The organism is Streptomyces sp. 1222.5, assembly GCF_900105245.1.
GTDB classification, from domain to species: Bacteria; Actinomycetota; Actinomycetes; order Streptomycetales; family Streptomycetaceae; genus Streptomyces; species Streptomyces albidocamelliae.
Genome location: NZ_FNSZ01000001.1, coordinates 7,328,643 through 7,346,097 on the forward strand (window position 1 = coordinate 7,328,643; position 17,455 = coordinate 7,346,097).

At 72.4% G+C, this 17,455-nt stretch carries 18 protein-coding genes; 6 read left to right on the top strand and 12 right to left on the bottom strand.

Going from position 1 to position 17,455, the window contains the following annotated elements; all coding sequences use genetic code 11:
- Positions 1–159 precede the first annotated feature (159 nt).
- Together BLW57_RS33240 and BLW57_RS33245 are read right to left on the bottom strand one after the other, a co-directional pair.
- A complete protein-coding gene (locus BLW57_RS33240; protein WP_073895005.1) occupies positions 160–888 on the bottom strand; it encodes a type 1 glutamine amidotransferase in 729 nt (242 codons plus the stop codon).
- A gap of 20 nt (positions 889–908) precedes the next feature.
- Positions 909–2,147, bottom strand: coding sequence for a MurT ligase domain-containing protein (locus BLW57_RS33245; protein WP_073895003.1), 1,239 nt, complete (start codon positions 2,145–2,147; stop codon positions 909–911).
- Between the two features lie 152 nt (positions 2,148–2,299).
- Between BLW57_RS33245 and def the strand changes: the two genes are divergently transcribed.
- Positions 2,300–2,839: a peptide deformylase gene (gene def, locus BLW57_RS33250; RefSeq protein WP_093479423.1), complete on the top strand. Its 540-nt coding sequence runs from the start codon at positions 2,300–2,302 to the stop codon at positions 2,837–2,839.
- A gap of 90 nt (positions 2,840–2,929) precedes the next feature.
- Here the strand turns inward: def and BLW57_RS33255 are convergent, their stop codons facing one another.
- Positions 2,930–3,574, bottom strand: coding sequence for a TetR/AcrR family transcriptional regulator (locus tag BLW57_RS33255; protein ID WP_093479424.1), 645 nt, complete (start codon positions 3,572–3,574; stop codon positions 2,930–2,932).
- Between the two features lie 166 nt (positions 3,575–3,740).
- Between BLW57_RS33255 and BLW57_RS33260 the strand changes: the two genes are divergently transcribed.
- Positions 3,741–4,967, top strand: a complete 1,227-nt coding sequence (locus tag BLW57_RS33260; RefSeq protein WP_093479425.1) for an acyl-CoA dehydrogenase family protein — start codon at positions 3,741–3,743, stop codon at positions 4,965–4,967.
- A gap of 48 nt (positions 4,968–5,015) precedes the next feature.
- Here the strand turns inward: BLW57_RS33260 and BLW57_RS33265 are convergent, their stop codons facing one another.
- The 9 genes from BLW57_RS33265 to BLW57_RS33300 form a co-directional block, all read right to left on the bottom strand.
- Positions 5,016–5,588: a cupin domain-containing protein gene (locus tag BLW57_RS33265; RefSeq protein ID WP_176985810.1), complete on the bottom strand. Its 573-nt coding sequence runs from the start codon at positions 5,586–5,588 to the stop codon at positions 5,016–5,018.
- 7 nt (positions 5,589–5,595) lie between these two features.
- Positions 5,596–6,813, bottom strand: coding sequence for a cytochrome P450 (locus BLW57_RS33270; RefSeq protein WP_093479426.1), 1,218 nt, complete (start codon positions 6,811–6,813; stop codon positions 5,596–5,598).
- A complete protein-coding gene (locus tag BLW57_RS33275) occupies positions 6,810–7,871 on the bottom strand; it encodes a type III polyketide synthase (protein ID WP_093479427.1) in 1,062 nt (353 codons plus the stop codon). The genes BLW57_RS33270 and BLW57_RS33275 overlap by 4 nt, the downstream gene beginning before the upstream one ends.
- Before the next feature lie 611 nt (positions 7,872–8,482).
- On the bottom strand, positions 8,483–8,716 hold the full coding sequence (locus BLW57_RS33280; RefSeq protein WP_073894992.1) for a DUF6213 family protein: 234 nt from the start codon (positions 8,714–8,716) through the stop codon (positions 8,483–8,485).
- 26 nt (positions 8,717–8,742) lie between these two features.
- Positions 8,743–10,128: an NADP-dependent succinic semialdehyde dehydrogenase gene (locus BLW57_RS33285; protein ID WP_093479428.1), complete on the bottom strand. Its 1,386-nt coding sequence runs from the start codon at positions 10,126–10,128 to the stop codon at positions 8,743–8,745.
- Positions 10,129–10,203: 75 nt separating this feature from the next.
- A complete protein-coding gene (locus tag BLW57_RS33290; RefSeq protein WP_093479429.1) occupies positions 10,204–10,677 on the bottom strand; it encodes an NUDIX hydrolase in 474 nt (157 codons plus the stop codon).
- Entirely contained in the window at positions 10,674–12,212 is a 1,539-nt protein-coding gene (locus BLW57_RS33295) for an ATP-dependent DNA ligase (protein ID WP_093479430.1), read from the bottom strand. The genes BLW57_RS33290 and BLW57_RS33295 overlap by 4 nt, the downstream gene beginning before the upstream one ends.
- A 29-nt stretch (positions 12,213–12,241) precedes the next feature.
- Entirely contained in the window at positions 12,242–12,382 is a 141-nt protein-coding gene (locus BLW57_RS40665; protein ID WP_176985811.1) for a hypothetical protein, read from the bottom strand.
- A gap of 22 nt (positions 12,383–12,404) precedes the next feature.
- The gene (locus BLW57_RS33300) at positions 12,405–13,373 is read right to left on the bottom strand and encodes an NAD(P)/FAD-dependent oxidoreductase (protein ID WP_093479431.1); all 969 of its coding nucleotides are present in this window, start codon (positions 13,371–13,373) and stop codon (positions 12,405–12,407) included.
- Between the two features lie 78 nt (positions 13,374–13,451).
- Here BLW57_RS33300 and BLW57_RS33305 point away from each other — a divergent pair, with 78 nt between their 5' ends.
- The 4 genes from BLW57_RS33305 (at position 13,452) to BLW57_RS33320 (ending at position 17,351) form a co-directional block, all read left to right on the top strand.
- Positions 13,452–14,036: a helix-turn-helix domain-containing protein gene (locus BLW57_RS33305; protein ID WP_093479432.1), complete on the top strand. Its 585-nt coding sequence runs from the start codon at positions 13,452–13,454 to the stop codon at positions 14,034–14,036.
- Positions 14,037–14,122: 86 nt separating this feature from the next.
- Positions 14,123–15,094, top strand: a complete 972-nt coding sequence (locus BLW57_RS33310; protein WP_093479433.1) for an NADPH:quinone oxidoreductase family protein — start codon at positions 14,123–14,125, stop codon at positions 15,092–15,094.
- Entirely contained in the window at positions 15,091–16,272 is a 1,182-nt protein-coding gene (locus BLW57_RS33315; protein WP_093479434.1) for an acyl-CoA dehydrogenase family protein, read from the top strand. Before BLW57_RS33310 ends, BLW57_RS33315 begins: the two co-directional genes overlap by 4 nt.
- Entirely contained in the window at positions 16,269–17,351 is a 1,083-nt protein-coding gene (locus tag BLW57_RS33320; RefSeq protein ID WP_093479435.1) for an acyl-CoA dehydrogenase family protein, read from the top strand. Before BLW57_RS33315 ends, BLW57_RS33320 begins: the two co-directional genes overlap by 4 nt.
- Positions 17,352–17,455: the final 104 nt, after the last annotated feature.

Sequence of the window (17,455 nt, forward strand, 5' to 3'; positions counted from 1 at the left end):
GACGGGGTGGCTCCGTAGCGGGCGTCCGCCTGCTGGACGCGCCTGCACATGTGAGCAGACGCGCCGTCAGCCGGGCCCGTCACGAAGCCTGCCGGAAGGTGCTGAAGGGTGCCTTCAGCACACCGTGATCACGCCACGCGGGCTGCTGCGCGCCCGTACCTACGCGGGCTGCTGCGCAGCGGCGATGCGCTCGTTGCGGAGCGCCTCGTACCAGCGGTCGTCGATCGGCGGCAGCGCGTTGACGTCCAGCGCCAGCTTCAGCAGCAGGTCGGCGATCTGCGGGTTGCGGGCCAGCACCGGACCGTGCATGTAGGTGCCGAAGACCGTCCCGTTGTACGCGCCCTCCGTGCCGTCCCCGGTGCCGTTGCCCTTGCCGATGCGGGTGCGGGCGAACGGGCGGGCCGAGGCACCGAGCTGCGTGACGCCCTGGTGGTTCTCGAAGCCGGTCAGCGGGGGCAGCCCGAGCTGCGGGTCGATGTCCGCCAGCACGTCACCGACGCACCGCTCGCCCTCGCCGCGCACCGAGACCACGTCGAGCAGGCCGAGGCCCGGCTCGCGCTGCCCGAGGTCGTTGATGAACTCGTGGCCGAGGATCTGGTAGCCGGCGCAGACGGAGAAGACGATCGCGCCGTTCTGCACCGCACGCTGGAGATGGCCGTCGCGGCGCAGCCGCTCGGCCGCGAGCCGCTGCGGCCGGTCCTCGCCGCCGCCGATCAGGTAGATGTCGCCGGAGGTCGGGATCGGCTGGTCGCTGCGCACGTCGAGACGGGCCACGTCCAGACCGCGCTGCCGGGCCCGGCGCTCCACGACGAGGGCGTTGCCCTGGTCGCCGTAGGTGCTCAGCAGGTCCGGGTAGATCCACACCAGCCGCAGTTGGTTGTCGCTCATGAGTGATCGCCCTTCGAAGATCAGTTGCCGACGCGGCGGCGCAGGTCCTGGAACGCGGTGTAGTTCGCGATGACCTCGATCCGTCCGGGCGGGCACATCTGCACGGCCTGGTCGAGGTCGTCGCAGACCTGGAAGTGCTGGTTGGCCACTTCCAGGCGGACGGCCAGGTCCAGCTTCCGGTCGCCGATCACGAAGATCGGGTGGCCGGTCAGCCGGGTGTAGTCGACGTCCCACAGCCAGGAGGTGTCGGTGCCGTCGGCCCCACGGGCGTTCACGGACAGGATGACCGGCGCGGGCGGCGGGTCGATCAGGGAGAACGTCTCCAGCCAGCCGGCCGGGTTCTTGGCCAGCAGCAGCCGCAGGTCGCGGTTCTGGAACTGGACGACGTCGTACCGGCCGGCCACGGCCTGCACCTGGTACATCCGCTCCAGGGCGACCTGCGGCGGCACTCCGAAGACGGCGGCGACGGCCGCGGAGCTGGCCGCGTTGGCCTTGTTGGCGCGGCCCGGCAGCTGGAGGTGGATCGGCCAGGCGGAGCCGTGCGGGTCCAGCACGTGGTCCCCGGACAGCGCCCAGGTCGGCGTCGGCCGGCGGAAGCCGCACTCGCCGCAGAACCAGTCGTCGCCGGGGCGCTGCATCACGCCGCCGCACGACGGGCAGGACCAGGCGTCGTCCTTCCACATCTGCCCGGCCGCGACCCAGATCACGTTCGGGGAGGAGGAGGCGGCCCACACCACCAGCGGGTCGTCGCAGTTGGCGACGATCACGGCCTTCGACCCGGCGAGACCCTCACGCCAGTTCTCCGCGAGCATGCGGGTCTCGGCCGCGCGGTCCAGCTGGTCGCGGGAGAGGTTCAGCAGGGCGATGCACTTGGGGCTGGTGTCCCGCGCCACGCCCGCCAGGTACTTCTCGTCGACCTCGATGACGCCGAACTTCGACTCCGAGCCGCCCGCGAGGGCGGAGGTGATGCCGGCCGGCATGTTGGCGCCGAGCGCGTTCGAGACGACCGGGCCGGCGGCGCGCAGAGCCTCCGCGATGAGCCGGGTGGTGGTGGTCTTGCCGTTGGTGGCCGACACCAGGACGACGTCCAGGTTCTGGGCCAGCCGCCCGAGAAGGTCGGGGTCGAGCCTCAGTGCGACCCGGCCACCGATCACCGACCCGCTGCCCCGTCCCGCGGCGCGCGATGCCGCAGCGACCGCCTTGCCCGCGGTCACGGCCAGCTTGGCCCGCGGCGAGAGCGGGTCCGAGTTGCCTGCCATCAGTTCTCGATCCTCCTTGCGTACGCGCCGCGCCTCAGGCCATCCGGCAGCGTGGTGTGAACCTCAGCCTATCGAGATCCATTCGCACACCCGAATCCCGGCCCATGCCTCCGGCGGCGGGCTTGAGCTGAACGAACCGTACCCTTGCCGCCATGCGACACGGCACGATCCCGGGCGCCCACGGGCGCGTCCGGCCTCTCACCTTGCTCGGAGACGCGGTACTGCGCGAGCGGTGCCGGGAGGTCACCGACTTCGGCCCCGACCTGGCGGCGCTCGTGGAGGACCTGTTCGCCACGATGTACGCGGCGCGGGGGGTGGGTCTGGCCGCGAATCAGATCGGCGTCCCTTTGCGGGTGTTCGTCTACGACTGTCCCGACGACGAGGACGTGCGTCACCTGGGTCACGTGGTGAACCCCCGCCTGGTGGAGAAGGACGGCGTGGTGATCCGCGGCCCGGAGGGCTGCCTGTCCCTGCCCGGCCTGGAGGCGGGTACCGAACGGTACGACCACGCGGTCGTCGAGGGTTTCACGGTGACGGGGGAGCCGGTCACCGTGCACGGCACGGGCTTCTTCGCCAGGTGCCTCCAGCACGAGTGCGACCACCTGGAGGGCACGGTGTACGCCGATCACCTCACGGGTCGTCGGAAGCGCAGACTGGCGCGGCAGGTCTCCCGGGCCTCCTGGCACCGGTGAGGTGAGTCACCCGGGCGGGCGCCGGGCCGCGTCCGCGCGCGGCTCGGGCGGGACGGGCCCGCACCGGCTCCCGCCCGACCGCGGGACGCTTCAGAACCCCGGGCCGCCCACCTTGTCCCCGGCCGCCGCGAGCCGCCCCCACAGCAGATCGGCGAGGGAACGAACCAACTCGGCGCGGGAACACGGCCGCTCGCCCAGCCACCAGTCGCCGGCCGCGTGCATCATCCCGACGATCCCGTGGCCCCACACCCGCGCGAGCTGCTGGCTGCCGGGTCCGAGGTCCACCCGCTCCTCGATGACCCGGGCCAGTTCCTCGCCCATCCGCCGCAGCAGCGGAGCGCTGTGCTTGCCGACGTCGAAGCCTTGGTCGCCGCCGGCGCTGCCCTCCGACGGATGCATCAGGAACCGGTACACCTGCGGTCGTGCCTCGATCGCGGCGAGGTAGGTGTCGAGCGTGGACTCGACCCGCTCCCGCCGCTCGGCGGGGGCGTCCAGCGCCGCCCGCAGGGAGCCGAGCAGGGCGTCGGTGTGCCGCATGGCAAGCGCCGCGTAAAGTCCGCCCTTGTCGCCGAAGTGGCGGTAGAGGATGGGCTTCGTGATGCCCGCTTCCGCCGCGATCGCGTTCATCGACGCCTGCGGGCCGTCGCGCAGCACCACGCGGTCGGCGGCCTCCAGCAGCTCGCGCCGTCGGCGGTCCGCGGACCGCTGCTGGTCCGTCCGCTGTGTGGTGTCCATGTGCTCTCCCCACCCGTGCTGATTCGGTGACGCCAGCGCAAACTAACACTGACTGTGCCCCTGACATCGAACGGGATGCCGAGGCGTCATCGGCGGTTGACTTTTCCTACCCGTCGGTAACAGACTCGGGTTACCGCTAGTAACACGCACTGCCGCTGGAGGGGACATGGCCGAGTTCACCATGGAGCTCAACGACGAACAGAAGGAGGTCCGGGACTGGCTGCACGGCTTCGCCGCCGACGTCATCCGCCCCGCGGCCGCCGAATGGGACGAGCGTGAGGAGACTCCCTGGCCGGTCATCCAGGAGGCGGCGAAGGTAGGCATCTACTCCCTCGACTTCTACGCTCAGCAGTACTTCGACCCCACCGGTCTCGGTATCCCGATGGCCATGGAGGAGCTGTTCTGGGGCGACGCGGGCATCGCCCTCTCCATTGTGGGCACGGGCCTCGCCGCGGTGGGCGTTCTCGCCAACGGAACCGAGGCACAGATCGGCACCTGGATCCCCCAGATGTACGGCGACCAGAACGACGTCAAGGTGGCAGCGTTCTGCTCCTCCGAGCCCGACGCCGGCTCCGACGTCGCCTCCATGCGCACGCGTGCCGTGTACGACGAGGCCAAGGACGAGTGGGTGATCAACGGCACGAAGACCTGGGCGACCAACGGCGGCATCGCCAACGTCCACGTCGTCGTCGCCGTGGTCGACCCGGAGCTGGGCTCCAAGGGCCACGCGTCCTTCATCGTCCCGCCGGGCACCCCGGGTCTCGCCCAGGGCCAGAAGTTCAAGAAGCACGGCATCCGCGCCTCGCACACCGCCGAGGTCGTCCTGGACGACGTCCGCGTCCCCGGCTCCTGCCTCCTCGGCGGGAAGGAGAAGCTCGACGAGCGCCTCGCCCGGGCCCGGGAGAAGGCGAAGGCGGGCGGGGAGCGGGTGAAGAACGCCGCGATGGCGACGTTCGAGGCGTCGCGGCCGGCCGTGGGTGCCATGGCCGTCGGCACCGCCCGGGCCGCGTACGAGGTGGCCCTCGAGTACGCCACGACCCGTGAGCAGTTCGGCCGGCCGATCATCGACAACCAGGGCGTCGCCTTCCAGCTGGCCGACATGCGGATGCAGATCGACGCCGCCCGGCTGCTCGTGTGGCGGGCCTCGTGGATGGCGGTCAACGGCAGGCCGTTCACCGCCGCCGAGGGCTCCATGTCCAAGCTGTTCGCGAGCGAGACCGCGAAGAAGGTCACCGCGCAGGCGATCCAGATCCTGGGCGGCAACGGCTACACCCGCGAGTATCCGGTCGAGCGGATGCACCGGGACAGCGCGATCTACACGATCTTCGAGGGGACGAGCGAGATCCAGCGCCTCGTCATCGCCCGCACGCTGGCGGGCATGCCGATCCGCTGACGGCATCGTGGGGGAGCGGGTCCGCGGTGGGACCCGCCCCTCACGGCATCACCGGTGCCTGAGCGGAGTCAGCTGCTGGATGTCGTACTTCCTCCGCAGTGCCTCGATGGCCTCCTGGTCCGGCGGGCCGCCGTCGCGCAGGATCTCCAGCAGCTCCTCGAAGTAGCGCTCGTGGTCCGGGGGCGGGCTCGCCTGGAAGAACATCTTCGCCGGCGTGTCCGTCGGGTTCGCGAACGCGTGGGGGCAGCCGGGCGGTACGACGATCACCGTGCCCGGGGTCGCCCGGACCACGCGGCTGCCCGAACTCGACTCCCATCTCTGCCAGTTGTCAGGGGTCCGGATGCGCGGCTCGAAGGCGAGGACGTCCAGCTCGCCTTCCAGGATGTAGAACAACTCCTCGCTGCGCGTGTGCACGTGGGCGCCGACGTCGAAGCCCGGCGGGACCTCCACCTCGAAGGTGGAGGCCATCCGTGAGTGCGTACCGGTGACCTTGAAGGTCACCCGCTGGGCGGCCGTCTCGACGACCCGGCCGTGGCCGGGCGGCACCAGCAGGCCCTCGGTGGGGTCCGTCTCCCGGCCCGGCGGATCCGCCTGGGCCGAGAGTCCTTCGGTCGTCGTCATGGTCCGCTCACCACGTCACGGGCAGGGCCTCGGGCCCGCGGATCAACGCGCCCTTCTTGAAGGGCACCTGGTCCGGCGGGACGGCCAGCCGCAGGCCGGGCACCCGGTCCAGCAGGGCGTCGACCAGCAGCTCGGACTCCAGCCGGGCGAGCTGACCGCCCGGGCAGTAGTGCGGGCCGAAGCCGAAGGCCACGTGCGGGTTGGGGCTGCGGGAGAAGTCGATCGTCTCCGGGTCCGGGAAGACCTCCGGGTCGCGGTTGGCGGCCAGGTAGGAGACGTAGACGGGATCGCCCGCGCGAATCCGGATCCCGCTGATCTCCACGTCCTCCAGGGCGATCCGGGACAGCCCGACCGCGTTGCGGTGCGGTATGTAGCGCAGCAGCTCGTCGATCGCCCGGGGGCGGATCTCCGGCTCGGCGCGCAGCCGCTCCGCGAGATCGGGGCGGGACAGCAGCAGGTAGAACATCTGCCCGCTGTTGTTGGTGACCGCCTCGCCGCCGATCTGGAGGAGGACGGCGAGTCCGACGGCCTCCTCCAGGGTGACCTCCTCCCGGCCCACGGCGGCGCCGAGCAGTGAGGCCACGTCCTCGCCCGTGCTGTTCTCCCGCAGGCCGACGAGGTCGGAGAAGTAGGCGCTCATCTCGCGCTTGGCCTTCTCGCTGACCTCCTTGCCGTGCGCGGAGGACAGGATGAGCTGGGTCCAGGAGTGCATGTCGTGCCGGTCGCAGGCCGGGACACCCATCAGCTCGCAGATCACCGCGATCGGGAACGGGCTGAGGACCGCCGCCGTGAGATCGGCGGGCGGGCCGTCCTGGAGGAGTTCGTCGACCAGCTCGTCCAGCACGCCGCGCGCCTTGTCGCGGATGCGCTCCACGCCCTTGGCCGTGCACGCGGCGGCGACCGAGCGGCGCAGCCGGGTGTGGTCGGGCGGATCGAGGAAGCCGACCGCACCCCGGTCGGGGATGAAGTGCGGGGCGAGCCGGGTGACCGGCGCCTCCATGACCGCCTCCCGGCCGAACCGGGGGTCGTTCGCCACCGCGCGCACGTCCTCGTACCGGGTGACCAGCCACGCCCAGCCCTCGCCGTTGGGCAGCTGGATGCGGGTGACCGGGCCCTCCCGCATCAGCTCCGCCAGCACCGGGTCGAAGTCCGTCCCGGTCAGGTCGGCCACGGGCCACTGCCTGACCGGGGGCGGGCTCTCGGTGAGCGTGCTCTCCTCGGTCATCGCGAGTTCCCGTCGCTGACCCAGCGGCCCACCGTCATCTCGGCGGTGATGCCGGGTCCGAAGCCGGCGAGCAGTCCGCGCGCCCGGTCCTCGGGGCCGCCCTCCTCGAACAGCCGGCGCAGCGCGTCCAGGACGACGGCGCTGGCGATGTTGCCGTACTCGGTGAGCGTGGACCGGCTGAACCGGAAGGCGTGCGGGTCGACCTGCAGGAACTTGCTGAGGTCGTCGAGTATTCGGGGCCCGCCCGCGTGGATGATGTAGAAGTCCAGGTCGGACGCGTCCCAGCCGTGCGTGCCCGCCAGGTCCTTCAGCGCGGGGGCGAGCGGCTCCATGGTCGTCGGCACCCGCTTGTCCAGCAGGAAGTGGAAGCCGGTGGACCGGACGTCGTACGCGATCCAGTCCTCGGTCTTCGGGATGAGGTACGAGCCGTTGCGCTCCAGCCGGACGCCGGTGCCGCCGTTGCCGCGGACCACGGCGGCCGCGATGCCGTCGCCGAACAGGCCGTTGGACAGGAGCGAGCCGATGCCGAGGTCGGTGGGCTGGTAGCACAGCGAGCAGAACTCGCAGGCCACGATGAGCGCGTTGGCGTTCGGGTAGGCCGTGCAGAAGTCGTGCGCACGGTTGATCGCCGCGCCGCCTGCCGCGCAGCCCAGCTGGGCGATCGGGAGCTGCCGGGTGGTGCTGTCGAAGTCCATCTCGTTGATCAGCCACGCCGTGAGCGAGGGCATCATGAAGCCCGTGCACGAGACGTAGATGATCACGTCGATGTCGGTGGTGAGCAGCTCCGCGTCGTCGAGGGCCCGCTGGATCACCGCCGGGACCCGGGCCTTGGCCTCGGCCTCGTAGAGCTTGTTGCGGTCCTCGAATCCCGGGTGCTTGAGGGTCTCCTCGATGGGCTGCACGATGTGCCGGGTCTTCACGCCCGTGTTCTCGATCAGCCGCAGTGCGAGCGGCAGTTGAGGGTGGTCCTCGTGGCGGGAGCGCGCCAGCTCCAGCGTCTCCTCCATCGTGATCACGTGCTCCGGGACCGATACCGAGGGTCTGCACAAAGTCGCCATGAACCGTCCCTGCTTTCCGCTTTCCGGAGGGCCTTCGCCCACCGGCCCAGAAGGTGGTTCACCTCAGGAGGTGCTGCACCCACCGTCACCCGGGAGGCCGATGACTTCGCGTTGGATTACTCCGAATCGGGGACGCGGGGTCGGGCTCGAAGGGCGACTTTCGCGGCCGGACGAGGGAAAACGCCGGGACCGCCGTTACGGCGAAGGGCCTGTTGGGGACGGCCGTCACGGCACTCGCATCCAGGCCGGGCGATCGCGTCCGGGACGCCGCGCGCCGAAGTCGGCCGGGCACCCCCAAGGGCATCGGGAGCGCCGAGGGTCCGGGCGGCGGGGGGACGGTCCTGGCCGAGCGGAGCGTCCGGCGCAGCGGACCGGGCGCTCAGGGGCGGCCCTCCGGCTCCGCCGGCTCGGCGGCGGGTGGGGGAGACGGGGGACGGGGGAGGAGGGAGGAGGGGGACGGGGACCGGCGGGCGGGCCGCCGCCGCAGGGTCGTCCGCCCCTGACCCTCGAAGGAGCCGAGGAGTGCCTGTCCAGCAACTACGTTCGCTGGAAGGGACGTTGTGACGAGGTGTGCCTGAGGCCGCGCACCCGCTACGGCCGCACGGGTGAGCTCACGGAGCCCCGCTGCTGTGGGCGATGCACGCCACGTCGATGCGGTCCGCCAGCTTCGCCAGCTCGATGGTCAGGGCGGCGACGGTGTCCTCGTCGAGCCCCTGTTCCCCCGCCTCGACGAGATGCAGCCAGCGTCCGCCGACGGTCCGCAACAACTTACTCACGTCGGCCGCGGCCACCTGCAAGGTACCGCGGTCGTCGACGATCAGAGGCAGGGTCACTTCGCGGTTCACAAAAGGGGATGGTAGCCGCGCACCCCTCACGCACCCTGCCAAACCGTGGTGATGTTGCAGAACTCCCTGATTCCGTGCCCGGACAGCTCACGCCCGTACCCCGAGCGCTTCACGCCGCCGAACGGGAACGCCGGGTGGGAGGCGGTCATCCCGTTCACGAACACACCACCCGCCTCCAGATCCCGGGCGAACCGCTCCACCTCGTCCTCGTCCCGCGTCCACACGTTCGAACTGAGTCCGAACAGCGAGTCGTTGGCGATCAGCACCGCCTCGTCCAGGTCGCCGGCCCGGTACAGCGTGGCGACCGGCCCGAACGCCTCCTCCCGGTGGATGCGCATCTCCCGGGTGATGCCCGCGAGCACGGTCGGCGGGTAGTACCAGCCGGGCCCGTCCGGCCGCTGCCCGCCGCACAGCACCTCGGCCCCGCTGCGCCGGGCGTCGTCGACCAGCTCCTCCAGATCGCTGCGCCCCTGCTCGCTGGAGAGCGGCCCGATCTCGGTCTCCTCCTCCAGCGGGTCGCCGATCCGCAGGGCCTTCATGCCCGCCACGAACCGCTCGGCGAAGGCGTCGTAGACGTCCGTGTGCACGATGAACCGCTTGGCGGCGATGCAGGACTGCCCGTTGTTCTGCACCCGTGCGGTCACGGCCACCTGGGCCGCCCGGTCCAGGTCGGCCGAGGGCATGACGACGAACGGGTCACTGCCGCCCAGCTCCAGCACGGTCTTTTTGATCATCTCGCCTGAGGTGGAGGCGACGGCCCGGCCCGCGGGCTCGCTGCCCGTCAGGGTGGCCGCCTTCACCCGCTCGTCGCGCAGGATGTCGTCGACCGCGCCGGAGCCGACCAGCAGCGTCTGGAAGCAGCCCTCCTGGAAACCCGCCCGGTGGAACAGGTCCTCCAGGTACAGGGCCGTCTGGGGGACGTTCGAGGCGTGCTTGAGCAGGCCCACGTTGCCGGCCATCAGCGCGGGCGCGGCGAACCTGATCACCTGCCAGAGCGGGAAGTTCCACGGCATCACGGCGAGGACCGGGCCGAGCGGGCGGTAGCGCACCCGCACCCGGGACGCGCCGGAGTCCCGGACGTCCGACTCGGCGGGCTCCTCGTCGGCCAGCAGCCGCTCGGCGTTCGCGGCGTACCAGCGCATCGCCTTGGCGCACTTCGCGGCCTCCGCGCGGGCCTGTTTGACCGGCTTGCCCATCTCCGTGGTCATGACGCGGCCGATCTCCTGCTGGTCCTCCTCCAGCAGATCGGCCGCCTTGTCCAGCAACCGGGAGCGATCGGCGAACGCGGTCGTCCGGTAGGTGCGGAACGTGGCCTCGGCGAGCTGGAGCCGGCGTTCCAGCTCCTCCTCGCCCATGGCCTCGTACGTCTTGAGCGTCTCGCCGTTCGCCGGGTTGACCGTCGCGATGGGCATGGCTGACCTCCCTGGGAGCGGGCTTGTTTCGACCTTCGCGCGCGCCCGCGTGGAGCGCAACGCGTGAGCCGCTGTTCAGCCCGAGTGCTCCGCCAGGCGGTCGAGAAACGCGGCCTGCGCCGTGATGATCACCTCGCGGGCCCGTTTGAGGCCCAGCCATGCCACCCGGTCCAGCTCCGGGAACTCCTGGATCCGCCCGGACCGCGGGGGCCACTCCATGCGGAAGGTCCCGGGGTTGACCGACGCGGGGTCCAGGTCCGCCTCGATCGCCCAGGCAGTGACGATCTTGCCGTTGCTCTGCACGACCTCGCCGAGCGGTACGGCCTCCCCGTCCGGCGGCGCCAGCCCCAGCTCCTCCTGGAACTCCCGGCGGGCCGCCTCCCAGGCCGGCTCGTCCGGCTCGTACTCGCCCTTGGGCACGGTCCAGGCACCCGCGTCCTTCTTCGCGAAGAACGGGCCGCCCATGTGCCCCAGCAGCACCTCCTGTCCCTCGTCGGTGTGCCGGAACAACAGCAGACCCGCGCTGCGCTTCGTCGCACGCACCGTCACGGCTTGACCTCCGGGTGGGCCGCCAGCAGGGCCTCCACCGTATCGGCCTCCTCGGGGCGTTTGTCCTCGCGGTAGCGGACCACGCGCGCGAACCGCAGGGTGACGCCGGCCGGGTAGCGGGAGGAGCGCTGGAGGCCGTCGTAGGCGATCTCCACGACGAGTTCGGGGCGGACCCGGACCACCCCGCCCTCGTCCTGCACCGCCAGCTCCCGCAGTCGCTCGGTCTGCCAGGCGAGCACGGCGTCGGTCATGCCCTTGAAGGTCTTGCCGAGCATGGCGAAGGTGCCGTCGGGGTTGCGTGCGCCAAGGTGCAGGTTGGACAGCTTGCCGGTACGGCGGCCGTGGCCCCACTCGGCGGCCAGTACCACCAGGTCGAGGGTGTGGACCGGCTTGACCTTGAGCCAGGAGGCACCGCGCCGGCCCGCGCTGTAGGGCGCGTCGAGAGCCTTGACCACCACGCCCTCGTGGCCCCTGGCCAGGGTCTCGGCGAGGAACCGTTCCGCCTCCTCGATGTCCTGCGGCCCCGAGGCCACCGTCCGCCGTACGCGCATCGGCTCGGGCACCAGCTCCGCCAGCCGCGCGTGCCGTTCGGCGAAGGGCAGGTCGAGCAGGTCGTGGCCGTCGACCGAGAGCGCGTCGAAGAAGACGGGGGAGACCGGCACCTCGCCGGCGGCCTTCGCCACGTCCGTGCGGGACCCGACCCGGCCCGCCGTCTCCTGGAAGGACCGGGGCCGGCCGTCGGCGTCGAAGGAGATCACCTCGCCGTCCAGGATGAACCGCTCACCCCGCAACTCCATTGCGGCGGCCGTCACTTCGGGCAGCCGGGCGGTGATGTCGTCGAGCGTGCGGGTGTGGACGCGGACGGTGCCGCCGTCCCGGTGCACCTGGACCCGGATGCCGTCGAGCTTCTCCTCCACCACGCAGGAGCCCAGCTTCTCCACCGCCTCCGCGACCGAGGACGCGCTGTGCGCGAGCATCGGCAGCACCGGCCGGCCGACGGTGAGCCGGAACCGGTCGAGAGACCCGGGGCCCTCACCGAGCAGGGCCTCGGCCACCGGCTGGAGCGAACCGGCGAGCATCACCGCCCGCCGTACGTCCGCCGGGTCCGCGCCGGTCGCCCGGGCGAGCCCCTCCGTCGCGACCGCGTCAAGGGCGCCCTGCCGGACCTCCCCGGTGAGCAGGCCGAGCAGGAAGCGCTGCTCCTCCTCGGTGGCCGCCGCCATCAGCTCGCCGACGATGCGGCCCCGCTCCGCCTGTGAACCTGGCCCGGACACCTTGCCCAGGTCGGTGAGGCGGGCGTCGACCTCCCGCACGGTCAGGGAGGGCCCGGCCGCCGGCGGGACCGGCCGGCCAAGCACCTTCCAGCCGACACCGAGCCGGCCCTGCGGCAGCCGCCCGGCCAGATAGGGGATGACGATCGGTACGTCGTCCGCCTCCGCCTCCCGGAACAGCTCCGCGAGCAACGCGGTCTTGCGGGACCGGGCCGCGGTGGCGGCCACCTCCCGGGACACCTGGGCGAGCCGGGTCAGCAGCATGCAGTCATGGTGCACCGGGAGCGAGGTCTCTACACCCGGGCGGTCGCGTCCAGGTCGGCGAAGAGCAGTTCCGCGTTGATCGCCGCGCCCGCCCGGTAGCCCCGGCCGGCCGCGTTCACCACCTGCTCGGCGAACCCGCCGACGTTGCCCGCGGCCCAGACTCCGGGCACGGTCGTCAGCCCCCGCTCGTCGTCACCGGGCAGGCGCCGGACGGCGTGTCGCGGGGCTCTGCACCCGGGCGGTCGCGTCCAGGTCGGCGAAGAGCAGTTCCGCGTTGATCGCCGCGCCCGCCCGGTAGCCCCGGCCGGCCGCGTTCACCACCTGCTCGGCGAACCCGCCGACGTTGCCCGCGGCCCAGACTCCGGGCACGGTCGTCAGGCCCCGCTCGTCGGTCACCGGGTAGGCACCGAACGGCGTCTCGCGCAGCTCCGCGCCGAGACGGACGAGCAGGTCGTTGCGGGGCACGGCACGCGGGGCGGCGTACAGCACCTCGCGCTCGTGCACCGTCCCGTCGGCCAGCCGTACCCCGGCGAGCCGGTCGTCGGCCACGACGAGTTCCTCGACCCGGCCCGGCACCGGTGTGACGCCGGCGGCGGCCAGCCGGCGCAGATCGTCGGCCGTCAGCTCCGACTCGCTCACCTCGTGCAGGAAGAGCCGTACGTCCTTGGACCACTGCGTGACCATGAGCGCCTGGTGCGCGCTGAGCGGGGAGGTCGCCAGCACACCGGTCGGCAGATCGCGCAGCTCCCAGCCGTGGCAGTACGGGCAGTGCACCACGTCCCGGCCGAACCGCTCGGCCAGCCCAGGGACCGCCGGCAGCTCGTCCGTCAGGCCGGTGGCGATCACCAGCTGCCGGGCCCGTACGCTCCGGCCGCTCGCGAGTTCCACCGTGAAGCCCGTGGCGTCCCCGCTCGCGTCCACGGCCCGGTCCCGGACCAGCTCCACCCCGTACCGGGCGATCTCCTCCCGCCCCCTCGCCAGGAACTCCGCGGGGGACATGCCGTCCCGGGTCAGATACCCCTGCATGTGCGCGGACGGCGCGTTGCGCGGCTCGCCCGCGTCGACGACCAGGGTGCGGCGCCGGGCCCGGCCCAGCACCAGTGCCGCGGACAGGCCGGCCGCGCCCCCGCCGACGACGACCACTTCCCAGTTCTCGGTCATGGTGACCACCTCCGCGCCCGACGGTGGCCCGGACGCTGCCGGATTGACAAACTTCTTTGCCGAACCTGCAATACCGGTATGAGCACGGAGACGAGTACCGACGACGTCCTCGCGGAGGTGGGTCCGCGGCTGCGGCGGATCCGCAAGGAGCGGGAGGTGACCCTGGCGGCCCTGTCCGAGACCACCGGCATCTCCGTCAGCACGCTCTCGCGGCTGGAGTCCGGCCTGCGCAGACCCAGCCTGGAACTGCTGCTGCCCATCGCCCAGGCCCACCGGGTGCCGCTGGACGAGCTGGTCGGCGCGCCGCCGGTCGGCGACCCCCGGGTGCGGGCCAAGCCGATGGTGCGCCACGGCCGCACCTTCTGGCCGCTGACCCGCCAGCCCGGCGGCCTTCAGGCCTTCAAGGTCCTCGAACCGAAGCGGACCGCCGAGCCGGAGCCGCGCAGCCACGAGGGCTACGAGTGGCTGTACGTGCTGTCCGGGCGGCTGCGGGTCGTCCTCGGCGAGCACGACGTGGTGCTGTCGGCGGGGGAGGCCGCCGAGTTCGACACGCGGGTGCCGCACTGGTTCGGATCGACGGGGGAGGGGCCGGTGGAGTTCCTCAGCCTGTTCGGGCCGCAGGGGGAGCGGATGCACGTCAGGGCGCGGCCGGCCCGTACGTGACCCGTTCGACTGTTCCCTGATCGGCAAGCGACCGCTTAGTATGCGGTCGGACCCGGTCAGACGAAGCAGTCCCGTGGAGGCCCCGCATGCAGGCATGGCAAGTGCACGAGAACGGCGAGCCCAGCGAGGTGATGCGCCTGGCGGAGGTGGAACGGCCCACGCCCGGAGACGGTCAGGTGCTGCTGCGCGTGCGGGCCGCCAACATCAACTTCCCCGACGCGCTGCTGTGCCGCGGCCAGTACCAGGTGCGCCCGCCGCTGCCCTTCACCCCCGGGGTGGAGATCTGCGGCGAGACCGAGGACGGCCGGCGGGTGATCGCGAACCCCGCGCTGCCGCACGGCGGGTTTGCCGAGTACGCCCTCGCCGACTCCCGCGCCCTGCTGCCCGCGCCCGAGTCGCTGGACGACGCGCAGGCCGCCGCCCTGCACATCGGCTACCAGACCGGCTGGTTCGGCCTGCACCGCCGCGCCCGCCTGGAAGCCGGGGAGACCCTGCTCGTGCACGCCGCCGCCGGCGGCGTCGGCAGCGCGGCCGTGCAGCTCGGCAAGGCCGCCGGAGCCACCGTGATCGGTGTCGTCGGCGGACCGGACAAGGCCGCCGTCGCCCGCGAACTGGGCTGCGACGTGGTGGTCGACCGGCGCGCCGAGGACGTCGTCGCCGCCGTCAAGGAGGCCACCGGCGGCAGGGGCGTCGACGTCGTCTACGACCCCGTCGGCGGCGAGGCCTACACGCAGTCCGCCAAGCTGGTCGCCTTCGAGGGCCGGATCGTCGTCGTCGGCTTCGCCGGCGGCACCATCCCCAGCCCGGCGCTCAACCACGCCCTGGTGAAGAACTACTCGATCGTCGGCCTCCACTGGGGCCTGTACAACACCAAGAACCCCGCGCTGGTCCAGCACTGCCACGAGCAGCTCACCGAACTGGCCGCGCGCGGCGCGATCCGGCCGCTGGTGAGCGAGCGGGTGCCGCTGGACGGCGCCGCCGCCGCCGTCCAGCGGGTCGCCGACGGCGTGACCACCGGCCGGGTGGCCGTGGTCCTGGAGAAGGGAGCCGGCGCATGACCGACGCCGAGGAACTGCGCGGCCGCACGCGCGAGCTGCTGGCCGCCCACCCGCCCGCGGGCACCGACCGCCTGGAGTTCCTGCGGGCCCGCTTCGACGCCGGTCTGGCCTGGGTGCACTACCCCGAGGGGCTCGGCGGACTCGGCGCCCCGCGCTCCCTCCAGGTCGTGGTGGACGCCGAACTGGAGGCCGCGGGCGCGCCCGACAACGACCCCCGGCGCATCGGCATCGGCCTGGGCATGGCCGCGCCGACGATCCTGAAGTACGGCACCGAGGAGCAGAAGCGGCAGTTCCTGCGGCCCCTGTGGACGGGCGAGGAGGTCTGGTGCCAGCTGTTCAGCGAGCCCGGCGCCGGCTCCGACCTGGCCGCCCTCGGCACCCGCGCGGTCCGCGAGGGTGACTCCTGGGTGGTCAACGGCCAGAAGGTGTGGACGTCCAGCGCCCACCTCGCCCGCTGGGCCATCCTCATCGCCCGCACCGACCCGGACGTGCCCAAGCACGCGGGCATCACCTACTTCGTCTGCGACATGACCGACCCGGGCGTCGAGGTGCGGCCACTGCGCCAGATCACCGGCGAGGCCGAGTTCAACGAGGTCTTCCTCACCGACGTCCGCATCCCCGACTCCCACCGCCTCGGCGAGGTCGGCGACGGCTGGCGGGTCGCGCAGACCACGCTCATGAACGAGCGCGTCTCCATCGGCGGCATGCGGATGCCCCGGGAGGGCGGCATGATCGGCCCGATCGCGCGGACCTGGCGCGAACGCCCCGAGCTGCGCACCCACGACCTGCACCAGCGCCTGCTGAAGCTGTGGGTGGAGGCCGAGGTCTCCCGGCTCACCGCCGAACGCCTGCGCCAGCAGCTCGTCGCGGGCCAGCCCGGCTACGAGGGCTCCGGGATGAAGCTGGCCTTCGCCCGCCTCAACCAGGAGATCAGCGGCCTGGAGGTGGAACTCCGCGGCGAGGAGGGCCTCGCGTACGACGACTGGACCATGCGCCGCCCCGAACTGGTCGACTTCACCGGCCGCGACGCCGGCTACCGCTACCTGCGCTCCAAGGGCAACAGCATCGAGGGCGGGACCAGCGAGGTCCTGCTGAACATCGTCGCCGAGCGCGTGCTGGGCCTGCCCGCCGAGCCGCGCACCGACAAGGACGTCGCATGGAAGGACCTCGCCCGATGAGCACCGAGCCGGATCTCCTCTACACCGAGGAGGAAGAGGCGCTGCGCGCCGCCGTCCGCGACCTGCTCACGGACCACTGCGCCGCCCCGGCCGTCATCGCCCGCACCGAGACGGACGCGCCGCACGACCTCGCCCTCTGGAAGACCCTGGCCGCCACCATGGGCCTGGCCGGGCTCCTGGTGCCGGAGGAGCTGGGCGGTCAGGGCGCCACCCACCGCGAGGCCGCCGTCGTCCTGGAGGAGCTGGGCCGCTCGGTCGCGCCGGTGCCCTACCTGACCAGCGCGGTCGTGGCCACCGAGGCCCTGCTCGCCTGCGGCGACAAGGAACTGCTGGCGCAGCTGGCGGCCGGGCGGACCGTCGGCGCCCTCGCCGTCGCCCTGCACCACGCGCCCGGCGCCGCCCTCAGGACGGTACGCGTCGAGAACGGCACGCTGCACGGTGAGCTCGCGGGCATCGCGGACGCCGCCGCGGCCGACGTGCTGCTCGTACCGGGCGACGACGGCGGGCTGTACGCCGTGACCGCCGACGCCGTCACGCTCACCCCGCAGGTCTCCCTGGACCTCACCCGCCCGCTCGCCACCGTCACCCTCGACGGAGCAGCCGCCCGCCGGCTCGGCGACGCGGCACCTGCCGTGCGCCGGGCCCAGCGCGCCGCCGCCGGACTGCTCGCCTCCGAGCAACTCGGCGTCGCCGACTGGGCGTTGACGGAGACGGTCCGGTACCTCAAGGAGCGCAAGCAGTTCAACCGGCCGGTCGGCGGCTTCCAGGCGGTCAAGCACCGGCTCGCCCAGCTGTGGCTGGAGGTCGTCAACCTCCGGGCCGCCGCCCGCGCCGCCGCCGACGCACTGGCCTCCGGCGAGGACACCGACGTCTCGGTCGCCGTCGCCCAGGCGTACGCGGCGCCCGTCGCCGTCCACGCCACCGAGGAGGCCGTGCAACTGCACGGCGGCCTCGGCATGACCTGGGAGCATCCGATCCACCTGTACCTCAAGCGGGCCAAGGCCGACTCGATCGCCTACGGCACCGCGGGCGCCCACCGCGAGGCACTGGCCGAACTGGTCGACCTCCAGGCACCCTGACCCGTCACGATGAAGCCCGCCCCACCTGGGGCGGGCTTCATCGTGCGCCCTCCCCGGCGACATGAACACAGTGCGGCGATCCAGCCAACTCGGCCACGAGTGGC